Origin of the sequence: Bacillus bingmayongensis (assembly GCF_000299035.1) — a bacterium.
GTDB classification, from domain to species: domain Bacteria; phylum Bacillota; class Bacilli; order Bacillales; family Bacillaceae_G; genus Bacillus_A; species Bacillus_A bingmayongensis.
The window spans coordinates 577,542-596,943 of the sequence record NZ_JH921517.1; the positions used below are offsets into that span (position 1 = coordinate 577,542).

Genomic DNA, 19,402 nt, shown 5'->3' on the forward strand with positions numbered 1-19,402 from the left:
AGACCAAAGAAAAAAACCCTGCAAAGCAGGGCCCTTCTTATACTAGTATGTACTAGTAAGAAGGCAAAGGGAGAGGAGAAACCGGAGGAAGAACTTATGGGGAAACGTAAGTCTTCTCCGCGGTTGGCAACAACATCGAAGGTGATGTTGTTATATTTATTTATGTCCAATCTAAATGAGGATATACATAATGAATTTAAAATTTATCGTAGGCTTTTTATTTTTCTTTCTTTTATTTTATGATAGGATAAAAAAGATAAAGTGAACCTTGTGTTAGTAGAGGCGATCTTACTTGTAAGTAGCGAGATGAATATACATATGGGACACTGGAAAGTTATCATACAATGATGGCCTTTAAAAGAAATAAATTGTTTTTTCTTTTAATAAGTAGTGGATTCGGTTATCCTTTAATGGAAAAATACCCAGAAAACAATGGGATTTGATAGCGATTACGGGGGCGGATATGCGTTTGTAATAATCGCTCGATAGATTGAAATAAAGGTAGTGACAGCGAATGAGAGTAGTTTCTGGAAAATGTAAAGGGCATCCGCTTAAGGCTGTGCCAGGCAATACAACGCGACCGACAACGGATAAAGTAAAAGAAGCCATTTTTAATATGATTGGTCCTTATTTCGAAGGAGGGGTTGCCCTCGATTTGTTTGGAGGTAGCGGAGGACTTGGGATTGAAGCACTTAGCAGAGGAATTGACAAAGCTATTTTTGTTGATCGAGATAATAAAGCGGTGAAGGTTATTCATCAAAATTTAGAAAGTTGCAGAGTACATGATCAAGCTGAAGTGTATAGAAATGATGCAGAGCGTGCTGTAAAGGCGTTGATTAAACGTGAATTATCATTTGACCTCATACTACTAGATCCACCATACAAAGATCAAAAAATCATTTCATTAATTAGTGTTATGGACCAACATGGATTATTGAACGAAGATGGATTGATTATGGCAGAACATGGGGATGATGTAGTCTTACCTGAGACAATAGGGGGACTTGTAAAGGTAAGAGCAGAAAATTATGGTATTACGGCGATTTCGATTTATAAGTATGAAGGTGAGGGGACCGAATGACAAGCATAGCAATTTCTTCAGGGAGTTTTGATCCGATAACTCTTGGACATTTGGATATTATTAAAAGGGGCGCAAAGGTGTTTGACGAGGTGTATGTTGTCGTTTTGAATAATTCTTCTAAGAAACCGTTCTTTTCAGTAGAAGAGCGCCTAGAGCTAATTCGAGAAGCAACAAAAGATATTCCAAACGTTAAAGTGGATTCGCACAGTGGACTGTTAGTTGAATATGCAAAAATGCGTAATGCAAACGCAATTTTGCGTGGTTTACGTGCAGTTTCTGATTTTGAATATGAGATGCAAATTACATCGATGAATCGTAAGTTAGATGAAAACATAGAAACCTTTTTTATTATGACAAATAATCAATATTCATTTTTAAGTTCAAGCATTGTGAAGGAAGTGGCTCGTTATGGTGGAAATGTAGCAGGTCTTGTTCCTCCTATTGTAGAGCGTGCTTTAAAAGAAAAGTTTCAAACCCCGTTAAGATGAACGGGGTTTTTCTTTGTTTATTATGCGTAAGAATAATAAAATAACATATAGATATAAACAAAATAGTGTAAAGGCTGGACCGTAGTAAAGTAATAGTTCCCAAGCCTTCGCAAGAATAGAAGAGTGGTTTAATAAAAATACGGGAATATCTTGTTGGTTCGGTGAAAAAGAATGTAAATTTTCATAAAGTGGCACCCAAAATATAAAAGTGTAAATTGGGGCGAGAATACTTTGGATAATTCTTGCAAAGAAATATGGTTTAAAGCGAATATCAGTTTCGGCTAAAATACTTGCTACCTGAGCTTGGATAGAAAGGCCGCTAAATGCGAGAATAAAGCTCGTTACCATGGCTTGTTCAAGAATTGTAGTCTGATTGGTTTGGCTAATCATTTGGCTACCTAGTGTCATTTCAAAAATCCCTGATAAGATAGGGATGCTAAAGTGTGGTGATAGTTGGAAGAATGTTAAAATATGTTGCATAATAAAAGCGAGCGCTTCCGTGATTTGGAAAACAGTAATCATTTTATTTAAAACGGAGAATAAAATAATAAATCCACCAATCATGAGTAAAGTTTGAATAGAGGAGATAATCGCATCACCAAGTAGTTTTCCAATCGGTCTGTTCTCTTGTAAACGTGTTTCGTGAAGAATAGCAAAAGCGTGTTGTAAGGGACGTTTTTGAATGGAATGTTTTTCTTTTATGTAGGTATTGTTGTTGCCATAAAAACGCATAAGTAATCCGACGGTAAAGCTACTAACATAATGTGCAACAGCTAATATGAAACCTAATTTTGGATTGTTAAAAAAGCCAATAGAAACAGCTCCAAAAATAAATAATGGATTTGAAGAGTTTGTAAATGATACAAGTCGTTCTGCTTCAATTTGTGTTAGTTGATTACTTTGCCGAAGTCTCGCACTTAATTTGGCGCCTGCGGGAAAGCCAGAAGCCATTCCCATTGCCCAAACAAAGCCACCAATACCAGGCACACGAAAGAGCGGACGCATAAGCGGCTCTAATATAACACCGATAAACTTTACAACACCTATACTAATTAATAGCTCCGCAACGATAAAAAAAGGTAGTAGCGAAGGAAAGACAACTTCCCACCATATATTTAATCCGCGAATAGAAGATTGCAAAGCGGCTTGGGGGTGAAGTACGAGAGAAAATGTTAGAAATATCATCGTTATGGTGAGAAAAGCTGTTTTCCATTTTTCATACATTTTAACGTAGCCCCCTTTGTCCCAAAAACGTTCATTTCAGTATACGTGGATACATGGTGGGTTTAGACCATAAGTATGAAAAAGAGGATGAAAAAATTTTAAGGGTGAGAGAAATGAATGAACCGAAAATAGGTTTAGCTCTTGGATCTGGAGGTGCGAAAGGCTTCGCACATGTTGGTGTGATTAAAGTATTACGAGAAGCGAATATCCCTATTCATATGATTGCTGGAAGTAGTATGGGAGCATTAATTGGTACCTTTTATGCAACGAGTTGCAACGTGGAGAGGCTCTACCGAATGGCTGCATTATTTAAACGAAAATACTATTTGGATTTTACTGTACCAAAAATGGGATTTATTTCTGGAAAACGTGTAAAAGATATGATTAAAATGTTTACATATAATAAAAAATTAGAAGAGTTAGATATCCCAACGGCAGTTGTGGCCACTGACATTTTAAAGGGGGAAAAAGTTGTATTTACAAGCGGTTCTATTGCTGATGCGGTTAGAGCAAGTATTTCTGTTCCAGGTGTATTTGTACCAGAGAAAATAGACGGTCGCTTATTAGTGGACGGTGGGGTCATTGATCGTATTCCCGTATCTGTCGTAAAAGAGCTAGGTGCTGATATTGTGATTGCTGTAGATGTATCTCCTATTAAGGTGAACGGGGAAGTTACATCCATTTATGATGTTATCATGCAGAGTATTGAAATTATGCAGCATGAACTTGTTGTTAATCGGCAAATTGCCTCAGATTTAATGATGCGTCCGGCAGTAGAACAGTTTAGTTCTCGTGCTTTTACCAATATTGAAGACATTATTCGGGTTGGAGAAGAAGAGGCTGAAAAACATATTCAGAAAATTTACTTGTTAATTGAGCAGTGGAAGGAGAAAAATAATGTTTAAGCGTTTTCGGTTTATATATGCAATTTTAATTGGAGTTATATTGGCAATGTTACTTGTCTATGTACGCCTTCCGTATTATGTAACAAAACCAGGAATGGCAGCGAAATTAGAGCCATATGTACAAGTTGATGGTGGAAAGAAAGAATCAGGTGATTTTATGCTCGTGACAGTGTCAATGGGGCCTGCAAATGTTGTAAATCTAATAGCTGCCCAATTTAATAAATATAATCACATTTCTAAAGCAGAGGAGATTTTACAAAAAGGCGAGAGTGATGAGGAATATCAATTCCGCCAAGCGTATGCAATGAAAGATTCTCAAAATGCAGCGATTTATAATGCATATAAGCGTGCAAATCGTTCAGTTTCCTTTCAAGAGAAAGGAGTATTAGTTGCTGGGATTGCTAAAAATATGTCCGCTGAAGGGAAATTAAAACTTGGGGATGTAATTGTCGCTGTTGACGGTCAGCCGTTTGAAGCGATAGACCAATTTATTGCGCACATGGCAGGGAAAAAAGAAGGTGAAGTAGTAAACATTGAATATGTTCGAGGGGAAAAGCGTTTGGCGGAAAAGTTGACACTAAAACAAATTCCTGATGGTAAGGGACGTGTAGGAATTGGGGTTTCGATTGCTCCTTATAAGGAATTAGTAGTAGATCCAAAAGTGAAAATCGACTCACATGAAATTGGTGGCCCCTCGGCGGGATTAATGTTTACATTAGAAATTTATAATCAATTAATTGAAAAAGATATGACAAAAGGTCATGAAATTGCTGGGACAGGAACCATTAATGAAAAGGGAGAAATCGGTCCAATTGGTGGTATTCAACAGAAGGTTGTTGCAGCTAGTGATGCGGGGGCAGAAATATTCTTTGCTCCAAATGAAAAAGGGGCACCTGAATCGAATTATAAAGACGCACTTGAAGCAGCGAAAGATATTAAGACGAAGATGAAAATTGTACCAGTAGATACATTAGATGATGCGTTAGCATATTTAGAAAAAATGCCAGAAAAAAAGTAAACCTCTCGCCTTAGAGAGGTTTTTTTTACAAAAAGTTATTCGTTGTTTCATCATACCGAATAGGATGTTGCGTTATATCCTTCTGTATACATTTTGTACGTAAAGGTTCTTGTAGCACTGAAAAATAAATAGCGTTTGCTTTTCGCTCTATATCTAAAACAGGATGCCTGAATGTCTTCGTATGAGTGAGAAGTGGGAGTCCGAGATTTTTTTTATGTTTTGAAATATAAGTTTGTCCTTTTTGTGACATACCAAGTAAACGTATATATGGTGAATGTTGCTCTATATGTGCTTTTTCCATTTCTTCTTTTGTTGTATTCGTTAAAATATGTGTACATGCTCGTTGTAATCTAGTCCATGTATAACGTTTTGTTTTTAATGCTTCCATGAAAGTAAGAAATGAAGAGGCATTATGTATTTTTGATAAAATACGATGCTCCAATCCTTCCTCTATCTCATATATATGTTGTAACTCCTGGGAAGACATTGTCAGAAGTTTATATTTGAAAAATGGGAAATACTCCTCCCAACAATGCAAGGTATGATACGTTTGTTTATAGCTTTCTAAAAAGGATGCGGTACAATTTGGTACAAATGGATATATGTTTGAGAATGAATCATTTTCACTAAATAATTGTTTGCGAATGCTGGTCGCACTTGCGATATGGCTATCTTGAAAAGTTTCATCATGATAATGAGATGCGAACCTTTCAATGGTATGTGCATGAATTGAACTTTTCTGGGAAAGAATCGCCTCAATGTAATGTAAGCCTAATATATTATTTGGCTGGGACATATCAACAATATTGACGTCCGAAAAAATATGTGAGAAGGCTTGAGAAGTTGCTTTGGCATAGCTGTTTCCAGTATTCATAAATTGCTGCACAAGTTGATTGAAAGTATCTTTTTCTTTTTGGCGTAAAGAAATGGTGTTATAGAAATTTTGAACTTCTCCATCCTCACTACCAAAGCAAATTTCAGAAACGCCAAGGGCATCTAAAATAGAAATGGCTCCACTAGCAAATGTTTCGGCTTTTTGTGTTGCGAATGCATAAGGGAGTTCAACAACAAGATCTATGCCACCAGCTAGAGCCATCTTGGTTCGATACCACTTTGATACGAGAGCTGGTTCACCGCGTTGTAAAAACGGTCCGCTCATAACAGCGATTGTAATGTCAGACTGTGTTAACTTTTCTGTTTGTTGCACATGATAAGCATGACCGTTATGAAAGGGGTTATATTCAACAATAATACCGCTTGCCTTTATGATAATCTCTCCTTTCGATGTAGCATCTTTTCTAAAAACATGATAATCTATATATTATTTCCTATAATGACTTCATTATAGTGTAAAGAAAAAACATTGACAAATATAAAATGGCTAGCTATAATTTTGTTTGTTGCCTTGAGGTGATATGATATGAAATGGTCCATCCATCAATTAAATAAATTGAGACATAAAGGATTGACATTGGATGAGATGGTAGATGTAAGTGAGCTAAAAGAAGTCGAGAAAGAAATTCGCGAAATTAATCCTGTTCATGTAACAGGTAGAGTTGATTTTGGCTCCAGTAAGTTTACGTTTCATCTACATATAACTGGAAGCATGGTTTTACCATGTTCTCGCTCTTTAGTAGATGTAACATTACCATTTGACATTAAAACAACTGAGGTGTTCCAAACTTCAGCAGAAGAGTACGAAACGGAAGCGGAAATCCATTACTTAGAGGGAGAAGTACTTGACTTACTCCCAATAATCAAGGAAAATATACTTTTGGAGATTCCAATGCAAATTTTCAGTGATGATGTTTCCGGTGGAGCACCGACGCAAGGTCAAGACTGGCAAGTGATTTCGGAAGAAAGCAAAGAAAAGCCTGTTGATCCAAGGTTAGCAGGACTTGCGAAGTTTTTTGACAAATAATCGGAAGACTGGTTCAGGCCTTCATATGAAAATAACTATTTCTTTTAAGGAGGTGGGAAGAATGGCTGTACCTTTTAGAAGAACTTCTAAAACAGTAAAAAGAAAGCGTCGTACGCATTTCAAATTATCAGTACCTGGTATGGTAGAGTGCCCAAGCTGTGGTGAAGCGAAATTAGCTCACCGTGTATGTAAAGCATGCGGTACTTACAAAGGTAAAGAAGTAATCAGCAAGTAATTGCAGAAATAAACGCAGAAGATATATTCTGCGTTTATTTTTTTTGTTTTTTTTCTATTAGAAGAAAGAAGAGGTTTTTCATTATGCTCCTTGAACAATAACTGTGAAGTGAAAGGGGAGAAAAAATAATGAAACTTTTGGTAGAGCAGAAAGAAGATGTAATGTGGATTACGCTAAATCGCCCAAAGAATCACAATGCAATTGATAATGAAATGATGAATACATTAGAAAAGTTGATAAAAGAGATTAGGCGAGCGGATTGGATTAAATGTGTAGTTATTACAGGGAATGGAAAGTCGTTTTGCGCAGGGGGGGACTTAGAGGAGTTTCATGGATTGAAAACGGAAAGAGCTGCTTATGAGGTGCTTGAACGAATGGGGAGAGTTTTGTATGATATTATGACGCTTCCTGTACCTACAGTAGCGCTTATAAATGGTGCGGCTATTGGAGGCGGATGTGAACTTGCCGCAGCATGTGATTATCGTTTTGCCTCTAAAGATGCGGTTATTGGCTTCATACAAGGAAATTTAGGAATTATAACGGGGTGGGGAGGGGCTGCGATATTGCATGAGAAGGTTTGCTATTATCAAGCGATAATAATGCTTTGTTCGGCGCATCGTTTTTCTGCCGAGAAAGCAAGTGAATATGGATTTGTAAATGAGATATTTCTCGGCGATGTCATGAAATCATGTCATAAATGGCTAGATAATATGATTGTTCCAAACATCAAAGTTCAAAAAGCATATAAAGCTGTTGCGATTCGAAAGTGGGAAGAAAGTAATTTACGAGAGCGAATGAAAGAAGAAATAACGGAATGTGCACGTTTATGGGAGTCTGAAGAGCACAGTCAGGCTATTGCAGCATTTTTAAAAAAATAGAAAAATATATTCTTTACATGTTAGTATTCTATCTTTTCTAGTAACTGCATATGTTTAATAAAAAATGCATAAGGAGGACTAGAGGGATGGCGACAACAAGACAAGATGCATGGACTGATGATGAAGATTTACTTCTGGCAGAAGTGGTACTCCGGCATATTCGTGAAGGTGGAACGCAACTTTCCGCATTTAAAGAGGTAGGTAGACATTTATCTCGTACACCCGCAGCATGCGGATTTAGATGGAATTCTTACGTTAGAAAGCAATATAAAGAACGTATTGAAGAGGCGAAACAAATTCGTAAGGTAGAAAATTATGAAGTAAGGCAACCCAAAGTAGTGGAGTTTCCCCCTGTATCGATTACATTAGATGATGTTATTACCTTTTTACAAAAATATAAAGATGAAAAAGAAGTAAAAGAATTACACCAAAAAATTGAATTGTTACAAAAGGAAAAGGAACGGCTTCTTCAGCGTTTATCTGTATATGAAGAAGAGTATCGTACTTTGCTTGATTATATTGATCGAAAAAGAAGTGTGATGGTGTTAGAAACAAGAGAAAGAGATGCAATTCATGAGCATGAAACATTAGAAAAGTTGAAAAAATAAAAACAGCTGAATAACAGCTGTTTTTATTTTATGCGGATTCTTCGTTTGTAACCGCATTCAAATTAGTTTCTGGATGCCAAATATAAAATTCGCCATCAGCCGTTGATACTTGCCCGAAATTTTGTTTATCCCAAAATGCAGCAGATTGAATGCGGGCTGTTGTTTTGATTGGGAATTGTAGTTGTTTTGCGTAGTTAACAAGCATTTGACCAAAACCTTGTTTTTGAAAATTTGGTAACACTTCAAGTTTTGAAAGTTCTACGTAAGATCCAGTAATCTCAAGGCTGGATTCACCATGTCTCCTCATGTACAAGCTCATACGTGCGATAAGGGATCCACCGTAATAAATGCCGTAAAAGGGAGATTCGCTACCGTTTTCAATAATATTTGCTTGTAATTCTTCAAACATGGAAAGTTCTTGAGCACCACAGCCCTTAAATTTTTTAAATTCGTCTAACGTTTTATAATTGATGAGCAAGCGCTCAACTTTTGGGAATGTCATTACATCACATCCTTTTCTCGTTTTGTAAAATAAAGAAAAGTATAAATATTTTCAATAATATTATAACTCATTTTTTCATTTTTATGAAGAAAATAGAATATTTCTTTCAGTATTTTTTTAAAGTGTTTGCTACACTAGTCATAGGAAGGGGATTTATACATATTTATGAAATGTACTTTCGGTTGTTGAAATATAAATAAGATATAATCAATGTTAGAACAAGTATAGAGAGGAGGAGATCAGAAGGCTTCTAAAGGATGACAGGATATATTTCTTTTTGGTATTCGTTAGGAGATTCTGAAGGATAGAGATGAAAATTGGGATTATTGGTCCGGGAGCGATTGGTCTGCTTTTTGCATTTTATTTAAAAAAGAACAAACAGGATGTTACATTATTTACAAGAACGGTGGAACAAGCTGAAAAGTTAATGCAGGAGGGGATAAGGTGTATTCGTAAGGGAGAAATGGAAACGGTATTTATAAATGTTATGCCATTAGAGAATATTGTAGACGAACAAATGGATTATATGTTCATTGCTGTAAAACAATATCATTTAGTGAATATACTTCCGTTCATAAAAGAACAAAGACGGATTATCTTTTTGCAAAATGGGATGTCTCATCTGCATATCTTGCAAGAAATAAAATGTGAAAATGTAGCGGTGGGAATTGTAGAGCATGGGGCAAAAAAAGAAAATGAATATACAGTGAATCATACAGGAGTAGGGGTTACAAAATTTGGAGTGATAAATGGTGATTTGTCTCAATTTGAGTCACTATTAGAGTGTTTTTCCCCAAAATATTTTCCGGTGCAAGTAGAAGAAGATTGGAAACGGACGATGTGTTATAAACTTGTAATAAATTCCTGCATTAATCCGCTAACAGCTTTATTGGGCATACAAAATGGAGCATTGTTATCGAATCCTTATTTTTATAAAGTCATGGAGCAAATATTTCAAGAGGTTGTGTTTCTTGTAGGGGAGGGCGAAAAAGAAGAACTGTGGCAATTGGTTTGTCGTGTATGTGAAACCACAGCCGGTAATACATCCTCTATGTTAGCTGATGTAAGAGAGAATCGGGAAACGGAAATTGATGCTATTATTGGTTATGTGATAGAAGAAGCGAGGAAACAGCAAAAGCAAGTTCCCACACTGCAATTTTTATACAATTCAATAAAGGGATTAGAAGTATAAGATATATTCTTTGCTTTTACATCAAACATTGACTACAATTTGGATTGGTGAGAGAACAGGATAGGAAAGGAAGAATTATATGGAGATAAAAGAAATCTCTGTTCCGCTACAAGGTGTTGTGGCGGACTATATGAATGGTAGAAAAGAAGTGCAGGCATACTTCGATTATCCGTTGACAGAAGATGGATTCGGACAACGTCTGCATGATTTGCGTGATAAGAAGTTTTTCCGTCAAGATGTAGTGGCACATTTATTAGAATATAATACTAATTTACATGCTGGAGAGCATACTCTTCGGAATATAAAGGCGCTAGCGGATGAAAATACATATGTTGTTGTTGGGGGACAACAAGCAGGACTATTAACAGGACCTCTTTATACTGTGCATAAAATCATTTCGATTTTACAGCTTGCAAAAGAAAAAGAAGCCAGTTTAGGAGTCCGCGTCGTTCCTGTTTTTTGGATTGCTGGTGAAGACCACGATATTGATGAAATTAATCATGTGTTTGTAATGAAAAATAAAAAAATAAAAAAGACGATTTTTCATGATCGTCATCCGAAAAAGGCGAGTGCGTCTGAATCTGATCTTTCGATAGAAGACTGTAGAAAGTGGATTGAAGAAATTTTTAAAACATATCCAGAAACGAATTTCACCAAGGATGTATTACAGTTTGTTGAAGATGCTTTGCAGAATTCGCGTACATATGTAGATTTCTTTGCGCATCTTATTATGAAATTATTTGTTGATTCAGGCTTGATTCTCGTTGATTCGCATCATCCATCGTTAAGAAAATTGGAGGTCTCCTTTTTCAAACAAATACTAAGTCGATATAAAGAAGTGCAGGGGAGCCTTCAAAAACAACAGCAATTGATAAGGGAAAAAGGATATAAACCAATTATTGAAACGAAATCAAATGCAGTGCACATATTTATGCAAATTGAAGAAGAACGTGTGTTGTTAGAAGAAGAGAATGGGAAATTTGTTGGAAAAGATGGTGCTTATTCATTTTCGTATGAAGAATTGATAACGGAAATGGAAAAAAATCCGGAACGATTTAGCAATAATGTTGTAACAAGACCACTTATGCAAGAATATATATTTCCGACATTAGCGTTTATTGGAGGACCGGGTGAAATTGCTTACTGGAGTGAATTACAGCAAGTATTTCATGTGTTTGGTTTTCGCGTGCCTCCTGTTGTTCCAAGACTCACAATTAGTTATATGGAACGCGATATTTTAACAGACTTACATGATTTACAATTACAAGAGAGTGATCCATTTGTAAATGATATAGGTGTGCTACGTGAAAATTGGCTTTCTAACCAAATAGAAGAACCGATTGATAATCAGTTTATTGAAGCGACAGAGAAAATGATGGATATTCATACTTCTTTACAGCAGTTTGTAAAAAAAATAGATCCAGGATTACAGCAATTTGCTGAGAAAAATGAGCGGAAAATTAAAGAGCAAATTGAGCTGCTAGAAAGAATGTTAAAGCGAAGTGTTGAGAAAAAACATGAAGTAGAGCTGAATAAATTTCGCCGTTTACAATGCGGGCTCCGGCCGTTAGGTGCACCGCAAGAACGTGTATGGAATATATGCTATTATTTAAATCAGTTTGGATTAGATTTTGTTGAAAGAGTAATGAAACAATCCTACTCTTGGGACGGGAAACATCATATTATAAAACTATAAAATCTTGCTCTTAGGAGCAGGATTTTATTTTTGATTTGTGGAACTAACTGTAAAGTTCTTTTTTTCTGAATTATCTAACGGTATAACTCGGAGTATGATATGGATAACAAAACGAATGTATATGACAAAATAGAACAAAATGTAAACGTATTATTGTGCTTTTCGACATGTTTTTATTTAATTTCCCGCAAAAAATGATAAAATTTAGTATATAATAAAGTGAGACTGCGATTTGTGGATATTAGATTTCCACTGACGCTAAGTTGGATGTGACATGTTTTCGGAGTATTAATTTCCCAACACATTGTGTGGTTTATTAGAAGGAAAAAGAGAGACATTCAACGTAATTATTTTGCAAAAAGTAGGTGCAACAATGTTTAAACACGTAACAGTTCTTTTAAAAGAAACAGTAGATGGTTTGGATATAAAACCGGGTGGTACATATGTGGATTGTACGCTAGGTGGTGGAGGACATAGTTCTTATTTATTATCCCAACTAACGGAAGGAGGAAAATTAATTGCATTTGATCAAGATGAGATTGCGATTCAAAATGCAAAAGAAAAATTTTCTTCTTATGGTGATCAATTTGTAACAGTGAAGAGTAATTTCCGCTATTTATCAGAAAAACTACACGAACTAGGAATAAAAGAAGTAGATGGCATTTTATTTGATTTAGGTGTTTCATCCCCACAATTAGATACACCAGAACGTGGTTTTAGTTATCATCATGATGCACCCTTAGATATGAGGATGGATCAAGATGCCTCATTAACGGCATATGATGTTGTGAACAACTGGTCATATGAACAACTCGTAAGAATCTTTTTCCAATATGGTGAAGAGAAATTCTCAAAGCAAATTGCAAGGAAAATTGAAGCATATCGTGAAAATAAGGCGATTGAAACAACAGGAGAGTTAGTGGAGTTAATTAAAGAAGGAATTCCTGCTCCAGCTCGTAGAACGGGAGGACATCCTGCAAAACGAGTATTCCAAGCAATTCGGATTGCTGTAAATGATGAATTGAAAGTGTTTGAGGAAGCGCTAGAATCTGCGATTGAAATGGTCAAGCCTGGTGGAAGAATTAGCGTAATTACGTTCCATTCGTTAGAAGATCGTATTTGTAAAACAACATTTAAACGAAATAGTACAACACCACAGCTGCCTCCAGGATTACCAATTATTCCGGATGAGTTTAAGCCAAAACTAAAACTCATTACAAGAAAACCGCTTTTACCTTCTGATGAAGAGTTAGAAGAAAATAATCGAGCGCGTTCTGCAAAGTTACGGATCGCTGAAAAACGATAAAAGGGAGAGAGAGGTATGACAAATTTAGCTGTAAAGTATAAACAACAACAAGTACAAGAACATGTACAATCTCAAGCTCCGCAGCAAAAAGTACAACCAAAGGCGAAAACAAAGATCACAAGGATTGAAAAATTGTTGTATGTGGCTTTTATTGGCTTTTTATTATATGCTTGCGTTGCTTTTATTGGAAATAAGGCGGGACTGTACCAAGTTGATGCGGAAGCAGCAAAAATAGAAAATACAATTGTGAATCAACAAAAAACAAATCAAGAATTACAAGCTGAAGTGGAAAAGTTAAAGCGCTATGAGCGTGTCGCAGAAATCGCAAAAAAACACGGGCTAGAAATTAATGCGAATAATGTGAAAGGTTTACATTAATATAGTAGGTGTGAAGAAAATATGAAGATGAATATGAACAAAATTCATACCAATAAAGGAGCAGGTTACTTTATGATATTTTTCCTCCTGCTCTTTTTGCTGTTGTTAGCCCGATTCTTTTATATTCAAGCAACAGGAACGGTACATGGGCAAGATTTAAAGAAACTTGCACAAGACAAGCACAATAAAAATGGCGTACTTGAAGCGAATCGCGGAACGATTTATGATCAAAATGGGCATGTGTTAGCACAAGATGCGAATTCATACAAGCTTGTTGCGGAATTAAAAGGTGAGGATCCTGTAAAAGATAAAGAGGATACCGCAAAAAAAATTGCAGGTGTACTTGGGAAAGGCGAAGATGAAATTTTAGCTGCTTTAAACAAGGATAAGAGTCAGGTAGAGTTCGGAGCGTTAGGAAAGAACTTGACGAAAGAGACGAAAGAACAAATAGAAACTCTTAAGATACCAGGGATTTCATTTGTTACAGAGAAAGCTAGGGTTTATCCAAATGGCGATTTCGCATCTTATGTGTTAGGTTTTGCAAAACCTGATGATAAAGGAATTGCAGAGGGGAAATTTGGATTAGAAAAGAGTTTAGATAAGTATTTACGTGCTTCGAATGGAAGTGTGGCGTATACGGGAGATCGTAGAGGGGTTTCTCTTGATGGTGGAAAGCAAAGTGTAAAGCCGCCCAAAAATGGAAAAAATGTGTATTTAACAATTGATCAACGTATTCAAGGATTTTTAGAAGATGCGATGAAAGCGGCTGATCAGCACTATGAACCTTCTATGCTAATTGGATTGGTTGCAGATCCGAAAACAGGAAAAATACTTGGGATGTCTAGTCGACCTAGCTATGATCCGAATAAGCGTGATATTCAATACTTTTTAAATGATCCAATCGCAAATGCATATGAGCCGGGGTCTACGATGAAAATCTTTACATTAGCTGCGGCGATTAATGAAGGTGTATATAATGGTCAAGAATATTACCAATCAGGTACGTATCCAGTTGGAAATCGTAAAATAAAAGACCACAATGGTGGTGCAGGTTGGGGATCTATTACATTCGATGAAGGGGTTGAGCGTTCTTCTAACGTTGCATTTGCCATTTTAGGAGATCAAAAACTGGGTCCAGATCGTTTCCGTCAATATATTCACAAATTTGGATTGGATGAAAAAACTGGAATTGATTTACCTGGTGAAGGCGAGAATACAATTGTATTTGATAAGCAGATTCAGCAGGTAACAACGGCCTTCGGACAAGGGTCAACGGTAACGCCAATGCAGCTTGTACAAGCCGCAACTGCAATTGCGAATGATGGAAAAATGATGAAACCTTATACAATCGATAGGATTGTAGATCCAATAACGAATAAAGTAGAATTACAGCATAAACCAGAAGAGGTAGGAAAGCCGGTTTCAAAAGAAACTGCAGCACAAGTAAGACAATTATTAGAACAAGTTGTTACATCGCCGAAAGGAACAGGGAATGCGTATAAAATAGATGGATACTCTGTCGGTGGTAAAACGGGAACAGCGCAAATTCCGGATGGAAAAGGTGGATATATGACAGGAAGAGAAAATTATATTTTCTCATTCCTTGGTATGGCGCCAATGGATGATCCACAGTTAATTGTTTACTTTGCAATTAAGCAACCGAAATTAAAAGATAATGAATACGGAGCACAACCTCTTGCAGAAATGTTTAAATCTGTAACGAAAAATAGCTTAGAGTATTTGAAAATTAAACCGAATGAAGTAAAAGATTCGAAGAAATATGTGAAAGAGCAGCAGGCTGTTGTTCCAGATGTAACTGAAAAAACAATGGAAGAGGCGAAAGTAACATTAGAAAAAGCCAAATTCCATCCGATTATACTAGGTGAAGGAAAAGTAAAACAACAGGTACCAAAAGCGACTGAAAAAACATTGAAGGGCGATCGAGTCTTCTTAGTGGGAGATAAACCATTAATGCCAAATGTACAAGGGTGGGCACTTCGTGATGTAATGAATCTAGCGAAAACGTTAAATCTTAATTTGAAACCATCTGGTACAGGGTATGTCACAGAACAAAGTGTGGCGGAAGGAACGCCGTTACAAGCAGGTACGGAATTAGCTGTAACACTTGTACCGCCGCTTGAACCACAGCAAGAGGCAGAAACGCCATAATGTTCTAGGTGCATATAATGTAAGAAGTGCAAGAGGTTCTATCTGGACAGGTACAAGCATATATTGGAACAAGCTAGGCGTAAAGGAGGCTTGTTCCAATATGCGTGTATCGAATGTAACAGTTAGAAAACGACTCATCTTTATACTTATATCAGGTATACTCATTTTTACAATTATTGATATTCGTCTTGGATATGTACAGTTTTTTCTTGGGAATATGTTAACAGATCGTGCGAAGGATTCGTGGAGTCGTAATATTACTTTTGAACCTGAGCGAGGAAAAATTTTAGATCGAAATGGTGTGGAGCTTGCAACAAATAAAAGTGCACCAACTGTCTTTGTTGTACCAAGGCAAATTGAAAAACCAGCAGAGACTGCAGAGAAGTTAGCTGCAGTTTTAGGTGTGCAAAAAGAGGAAATCTATAAACGGATTACAAAAAAAGAGTCTATTGTAAGATTAGATAAAGGTGGAAGAAAAATTTCTCATGATAAAGCGAAGGAAGTACGTGCTTTAAGTTTAAAAGGTGTTTATATTGCTGAAGATTCCATTCGATATTATCCATTCGGCCAATATTTATCGCATGTACTAGGGTTTGCTGGTAGTGACAATCAGGGACTTATGGGACTTGAGGCATATTATGATAAAGAGTTAAATGGTGATAAAGGCCATGTGCGCTTTTTTGCAGATGCGAAAGGGCAAAGGATGCCAAATGTCGGTGATGATTTTAAAAAACCAGAGGCTGGTTTAGATTTAAAATTAACAATTAATTCGCGTATACAAACAATTATGGAACGAGAACTCAATATCGCAGAGTCAACTTACGACCCTGATGGTATGATTGCAATCGCCATGAATCCAAAAAATGGTGAGATTTTAGGGATGTCGAGTCGACCAAGTTTTGATCCAGCAGATTTTCAGAGTGTTTCACCAGAAGTGTTTAATCGAAACTTGCCTGTATGGAGTACATATGAGCCGGGGTCGACTTTTAAAATCATTACATTGGCGGCTGCTTTAAATGAAAAATTAGTAGACTTAGAGAAAGATACGTTTTATGATGATGGAGCAGCTGAAGTTGGTGGAGCGCGGCTCCGTTGTTGGAAAGCTGGTGGCCATGGTAGTCAAACGTTTTTAGAAGTTGTTCAAAATTCTTGTAACCCAGGTTTTATTGAGCTTGGGGACCGTCTTGGTAAAGAAAAGTTATTCCAATACATTCATGATTTTGGTTTTGGACAAAAGACAGGAATTGATTTGCAAGGAGAAGGGAAAGGGATTTTATTTAACTTGGATAAGGTTGGTCCTGTTGAACAAGCAACAACTTCTTTCGGGCAAGGGGTTTCTGTTACACCGATTCAACAAGTCGCTGCGGTAGCAGCAGCTGTAAATGGTGGGACGTTATATCAGCCGTATATTGCGAAAGAGTTTGTTGATCCCTCGAATAATCAAGTTGTAAGAAAGAAAACACCGGTCGAGAAAAGAAAAGTTATTTCCAAGGAAACATCGGAAAAAGTTCGCTATGCGTTAGAAAATGTTGTAGCGAAAGGTTCTGGTAAAGGTGCATATATTGATGGGTATCGCGTTGGTGGGAAAACGGGAACTGCCCAAAAGGTAAAAGATGGGAAATATTTAGAGAATAACTATATTGTATCTTTTATCGGATTTGCTCCAGCAGATGACCCGCAAATTGTTGTGTATGTTGCGGTTGATAATCCAAAAGGAGTTACTCAATTTGGTGGTGTTGTTGCTGCGCCAATTGTAGGGAATATTCTTCGTGATGCGCTTCCTGTTATGGGAGTAGAGCCACGCAAGGAGCAAGTTGAAAAGGAATATAAATGGGGAGATACACCTACAATAGAAGTTCCGGATTTAATCGGGATGAAGAAGAAAGATTTACAAACGCAGCTTGTAGACTTGAAGCTCGATGTAAGTGGTGAGGGTGATAAAGTAATTAAACAATCACCAGAAGCTGGTGCCAAAGTAAAGGAAGGTTCAAAAATTAGAATTTACTTCGGTAATTAAAGGTCAGAGATTGTGTTTTATGATACAATTGGTGGAAGTTGAGTTAATATATAATATCTGTTTTCATAGAAATTTAATTTCTATGAAAACAGATTATATTGCTCTTGAACATAAAAAATAAAGTAAACAATTTATCAGATGAGCTATTATATGCCGCACTGATAAACGAGTCTGATTTTTCAGGCTCTCAGCAAATGCTTCCTTTCTCGATTTTTAACGAATGAAGGACGGGGAGAACTGCTTATTAAGTAAGAGATAAATAAACAATGTAGAGAGGGTTTAGTGAAATGAAGTTGCACACACTTGTATCATGTTTGCATGATTTTCCAGTTGTTCCAAAAGAAAATCCAGAAATTACATCCATTGAAGCAGATTCACGTAAAGTGACAAATGGAAGCTTATTTGTATGTATGAAAGGATATACGGTTGATAGCCATGATTTTGCTAAGCAAGCAGCCGCGCAAGGTGCGGCTGCTATTGTTGCGGAAAGACCGATTGATGTTGACGTTCCAGTTGTACTTGTGAAAAATACTTATCGTTCTTTAGCGGTTTTAGCTGATTATTTTTATGGACAGCCAACGCATAAGTTACACTTGATTGGGATTACAGGTACAAATGGAAAGACAACAACGTCGCATATTATGGATGAAATTATGCGAGCACATGGTCATAAAACAGGGCTAATTGGAACAATTAATATGAAAATCGGTGATGAAACATTCGAGGTGAAAAATACAACGCCAGATGCACTGACACTTCAGCAAACGTTTCACCGTATGGTTGAGCAAAATGTAAATAGCGCAGTAATGGAAGTTTCTTCACATGCATTAGATCTTGGCCGTGTACATGGCTGTGATTATGATGTGGCCGTATTTACAAATTTAACGCAAGATCATTTAGATTATCATAACACGATGGAAGAATATAAACATGCAAAAGGTTTGTTGTTTGCTCAGCTTGGTAATAGCTACTATCATGACCATGAAAAGTACGCTGTGTTAAATAGTGATGATCCAGCAGCAGAAGAGTATATGAGAAGTACTGCAGCTACAGTTATTACGTATGGAATTGATACACATAGTGATATTATGGCAAAAAATATTGTAATGACGAGCGGTGGAACAACATTTACTCTTGTTACGCCAAGTGAGAGTATAGATATTACGATGAAGTTAATTGGAAAGTTTAACGTATACAATGTTTTAGCAGCGATAGCAGCTGGTCTTGTTTCGGGTGTATCTTTACAAACAATTATTGATGTTGTGGAAAAGTTAACTGGAGTTCCAGGGCGTTTTGAAGTTGTGGATGGCGGTCAGGATTATACAGTCATTGTCGATTATGCGCATACACCAGATAGCTTAGAAAATGTATTAACTACAGCAAAACAATTTGCGAAAGGGAATGTGTATTGTATTGTTGGTTGTGGCGGCGATCGTGATCGGACGAAAAGGCCAATTATGGCTGGAGTTGCTACAGAATACGCAACACATGCAATCTTGACTTCAGATAATCCAAGGAGTGAAGATCCAAAAGCAATTTTAGATGATATGTTAACAGGCGCAAAGGGAAATAATTATGAAGTAATTGTTGATCGAAAAGAAGCGATTTTCCATGCAGTTTCAGAAGCGAAAGCAGAAGATATTATTATTATTGCTGGAAAAGGGCATGAAACGTACCAAATCATTGGCAAAGAAGTACATCATTTTGACGATCGTGAAATTGCTAAAGAGGCAATCAATGAGCGTCTAAACAACAAAGAGTAACAACATGAGAGGGGGACTACA

At 36.7% G+C, this 19,402-nt stretch carries 18 protein-coding genes; 15 read left to right on the plus strand and 3 right to left on the minus strand.

Going from position 1 to position 19,402, the window contains the following annotated elements; all coding sequences use genetic code 11:
- Nucleotides 1–514: 514 nt before the first annotated feature.
- Together rsmD and coaD are read left to right on the plus strand one after the other, a co-directional pair.
- The gene (rsmD, locus tag Y7E_RS0110140; RefSeq protein WP_017151157.1) at nucleotides 515–1,081 is read left to right on the plus strand and encodes a 16S rRNA (guanine(966)-N(2))-methyltransferase RsmD; all 567 of its coding nucleotides are present in this window, start codon (nucleotides 515–517) and stop codon (nucleotides 1,079–1,081) included.
- The gene (gene coaD / locus Y7E_RS0110145) at nucleotides 1,078–1,569 is read left to right on the plus strand and encodes a pantetheine-phosphate adenylyltransferase (protein WP_017151158.1); all 492 of its coding nucleotides are present in this window, start codon (nucleotides 1,078–1,080) and stop codon (nucleotides 1,567–1,569) included. The genes rsmD and coaD overlap by 4 nt, the downstream gene beginning before the upstream one ends.
- On the opposite strand, the gene ylbJ is transcribed toward coaD, so the two are convergent.
- Entirely contained in the window at nucleotides 1,561–2,793 is a 1,233-nt protein-coding gene (ylbJ, locus tag Y7E_RS0110150) for a sporulation integral membrane protein YlbJ (RefSeq protein ID WP_017151159.1), read from the minus strand. The two genes, coaD and ylbJ, sit on opposite strands and share 9 nt — an antisense overlap.
- 113 nt (nucleotides 2,794–2,906) lie before the next feature.
- Here ylbJ and Y7E_RS0110155 point away from each other — a divergent pair, with 113 nt between their 5' ends.
- Together Y7E_RS0110155 and Y7E_RS0110160 are read left to right on the plus strand one after the other, a co-directional pair.
- Complete coding sequence (locus tag Y7E_RS0110155) at nucleotides 2,907–3,698, plus strand: patatin-like phospholipase family protein (protein WP_026049166.1); 792 nt, start codon at nucleotides 2,907–2,909, stop codon at nucleotides 3,696–3,698.
- Entirely contained in the window at nucleotides 3,691–4,716 is a 1,026-nt protein-coding gene (locus Y7E_RS0110160; RefSeq protein ID WP_017151161.1) for a SepM family pheromone-processing serine protease, read from the plus strand. The genes Y7E_RS0110155 and Y7E_RS0110160 overlap by 8 nt, the downstream gene beginning before the upstream one ends.
- Nucleotides 4,717–4,741: 25 nt before the next feature.
- On the opposite strand, the gene Y7E_RS0110165 is transcribed toward Y7E_RS0110160, so the two are convergent.
- Nucleotides 4,742–5,983: a nucleotidyltransferase gene (locus tag Y7E_RS0110165; RefSeq protein WP_081584593.1), complete on the minus strand. Its 1,242-nt coding sequence runs from the start codon at nucleotides 5,981–5,983 to the stop codon at nucleotides 4,742–4,744.
- Between the two features lie 153 nt (nucleotides 5,984–6,136).
- On the opposite strand from Y7E_RS0110165, the gene Y7E_RS0110170 reads away from it, so the two are divergent.
- The 4 genes from Y7E_RS0110170 (at nucleotide 6,137) to Y7E_RS0110185 (ending at nucleotide 8,358) form a co-directional block, all read left to right on the plus strand.
- Entirely contained in the window at nucleotides 6,137–6,637 is a 501-nt protein-coding gene (locus tag Y7E_RS0110170) for a YceD family protein (protein WP_017151163.1), read from the plus strand.
- Between the two features lie 61 nt (nucleotides 6,638–6,698).
- A complete protein-coding gene (rpmF, locus tag Y7E_RS0110175) occupies nucleotides 6,699–6,872 on the plus strand; it encodes a 50S ribosomal protein L32 (RefSeq protein WP_001984764.1) in 174 nt (57 codons plus the stop codon).
- Between the two features lie 128 nt (nucleotides 6,873–7,000).
- The gene (locus Y7E_RS0110180) at nucleotides 7,001–7,750 is read left to right on the plus strand and encodes an enoyl-CoA hydratase/isomerase family protein (RefSeq protein ID WP_017151164.1); all 750 of its coding nucleotides are present in this window, start codon (nucleotides 7,001–7,003) and stop codon (nucleotides 7,748–7,750) included.
- A gap of 86 nt (nucleotides 7,751–7,836) precedes the next feature.
- Complete coding sequence (locus Y7E_RS0110185; RefSeq protein ID WP_017151165.1) at nucleotides 7,837–8,358, plus strand: RsfA family transcriptional regulator; 522 nt, start codon at nucleotides 7,837–7,839, stop codon at nucleotides 8,356–8,358.
- A gap of 28 nt (nucleotides 8,359–8,386) precedes the next feature.
- On the opposite strand, the gene Y7E_RS0110190 is transcribed toward Y7E_RS0110185, so the two are convergent.
- A complete protein-coding gene (locus Y7E_RS0110190) occupies nucleotides 8,387–8,860 on the minus strand; it encodes an N-acetyltransferase (RefSeq protein ID WP_017151166.1) in 474 nt (157 codons plus the stop codon).
- 304 nt (nucleotides 8,861–9,164) lie between these two features.
- Between Y7E_RS0110190 and Y7E_RS0110195 the strand changes: the two genes are divergently transcribed.
- The 7 genes from Y7E_RS0110195 (at nucleotide 9,165) to Y7E_RS0110225 (ending at nucleotide 19,381) form a co-directional block, all read left to right on the plus strand.
- Nucleotides 9,165–10,052, plus strand: a complete 888-nt coding sequence (locus Y7E_RS0110195) for a 2-dehydropantoate 2-reductase (RefSeq protein WP_026049169.1) — start codon at nucleotides 9,165–9,167, stop codon at nucleotides 10,050–10,052.
- Between the two features lie 79 nt (nucleotides 10,053–10,131).
- Complete coding sequence (gene bshC, locus Y7E_RS0110200; RefSeq protein ID WP_017151168.1) at nucleotides 10,132–11,748, plus strand: bacillithiol biosynthesis cysteine-adding enzyme BshC; 1,617 nt, start codon at nucleotides 10,132–10,134, stop codon at nucleotides 11,746–11,748.
- A gap of 373 nt (nucleotides 11,749–12,121) precedes the next feature.
- Entirely contained in the window at nucleotides 12,122–13,054 is a 933-nt protein-coding gene (gene rsmH, locus Y7E_RS0110205; protein WP_026049170.1) for a 16S rRNA (cytosine(1402)-N(4))-methyltransferase RsmH, read from the plus strand.
- Nucleotides 13,055–13,069: 15 nt separating this feature from the next.
- A complete protein-coding gene (ftsL, locus tag Y7E_RS0110210; protein ID WP_017151170.1) occupies nucleotides 13,070–13,432 on the plus strand; it encodes a cell division protein FtsL in 363 nt (120 codons plus the stop codon).
- A gap of 21 nt (nucleotides 13,433–13,453) precedes the next feature.
- Nucleotides 13,454–15,601 (plus strand): penicillin-binding protein, encoded by a 2,148-nt coding sequence (locus Y7E_RS0110215; protein ID WP_017151171.1) that lies wholly within the window; start codon nucleotides 13,454–13,456, stop codon nucleotides 15,599–15,601.
- A gap of 100 nt (nucleotides 15,602–15,701) precedes the next feature.
- Nucleotides 15,702–17,618 (plus strand): stage V sporulation protein D, encoded by a 1,917-nt coding sequence (locus Y7E_RS0110220; protein WP_017151172.1) that lies wholly within the window; start codon nucleotides 15,702–15,704, stop codon nucleotides 17,616–17,618.
- 287 nt (nucleotides 17,619–17,905) lie between these two features.
- Complete coding sequence (locus Y7E_RS0110225; protein WP_017151173.1) at nucleotides 17,906–19,381, plus strand: UDP-N-acetylmuramoyl-L-alanyl-D-glutamate--2,6-diaminopimelate ligase; 1,476 nt, start codon at nucleotides 17,906–17,908, stop codon at nucleotides 19,379–19,381.
- Nucleotides 19,382–19,402: the final 21 nt, after the last annotated feature.

Coding starts and splice junctions, on each gene's coding strand:
- ylbJ (WP_017151159.1), bottom strand. CDS start 2,793: ATGTATGAAAAATGGAAAACAGCTTTTCTCACCATAACGATGATATTT.
- Y7E_RS0110180 (WP_017151164.1), top strand. CDS start 7,001: ATGAAACTTTTGGTAGAGCAGAAAGAAGATGTAATGTGGATTACGCTA.
- Y7E_RS0110185 (WP_017151165.1), top strand. CDS start 7,837: ATGGCGACAACAAGACAAGATGCATGGACTGATGATGAAGATTTACTT.
- bshC (WP_017151168.1), top strand. CDS start 10,132: ATGGAGATAAAAGAAATCTCTGTTCCGCTACAAGGTGTTGTGGCGGAC.
- rsmD (WP_017151157.1), top strand. CDS start 515: ATGAGAGTAGTTTCTGGAAAATGTAAAGGGCATCCGCTTAAGGCTGTG.
- Y7E_RS0110220 (WP_017151172.1), top strand. CDS start 15,702: ATGCGTGTATCGAATGTAACAGTTAGAAAACGACTCATCTTTATACTT.
- rpmF (WP_001984764.1), top strand. CDS start 6,699: ATGGCTGTACCTTTTAGAAGAACTTCTAAAACAGTAAAAAGAAAGCGT.
- Y7E_RS0110215 (WP_017151171.1), top strand. CDS start 13,454: ATGAAGATGAATATGAACAAAATTCATACCAATAAAGGAGCAGGTTAC.
- Y7E_RS0110225 (WP_017151173.1), top strand. CDS start 17,906: ATGAAGTTGCACACACTTGTATCATGTTTGCATGATTTTCCAGTTGTT.
- Y7E_RS0110160 (WP_017151161.1), top strand. CDS start 3,691: ATGTTTAAGCGTTTTCGGTTTATATATGCAATTTTAATTGGAGTTATA.
- ftsL (WP_017151170.1), top strand. CDS start 13,070: ATGACAAATTTAGCTGTAAAGTATAAACAACAACAAGTACAAGAACAT.
- Y7E_RS0110170 (WP_017151163.1), top strand. CDS start 6,137: ATGAAATGGTCCATCCATCAATTAAATAAATTGAGACATAAAGGATTG.
- coaD (WP_017151158.1), top strand. CDS start 1,078: ATGACAAGCATAGCAATTTCTTCAGGGAGTTTTGATCCGATAACTCTT.
- Y7E_RS0110155 (WP_026049166.1), top strand. CDS start 2,907: ATGAATGAACCGAAAATAGGTTTAGCTCTTGGATCTGGAGGTGCGAAA.
- rsmH (WP_026049170.1), top strand. CDS start 12,122: ATGTTTAAACACGTAACAGTTCTTTTAAAAGAAACAGTAGATGGTTTG.
- Y7E_RS0110190 (WP_017151166.1), bottom strand. CDS start 8,860: ATGACATTCCCAAAAGTTGAGCGCTTGCTCATCAATTATAAAACGTTA.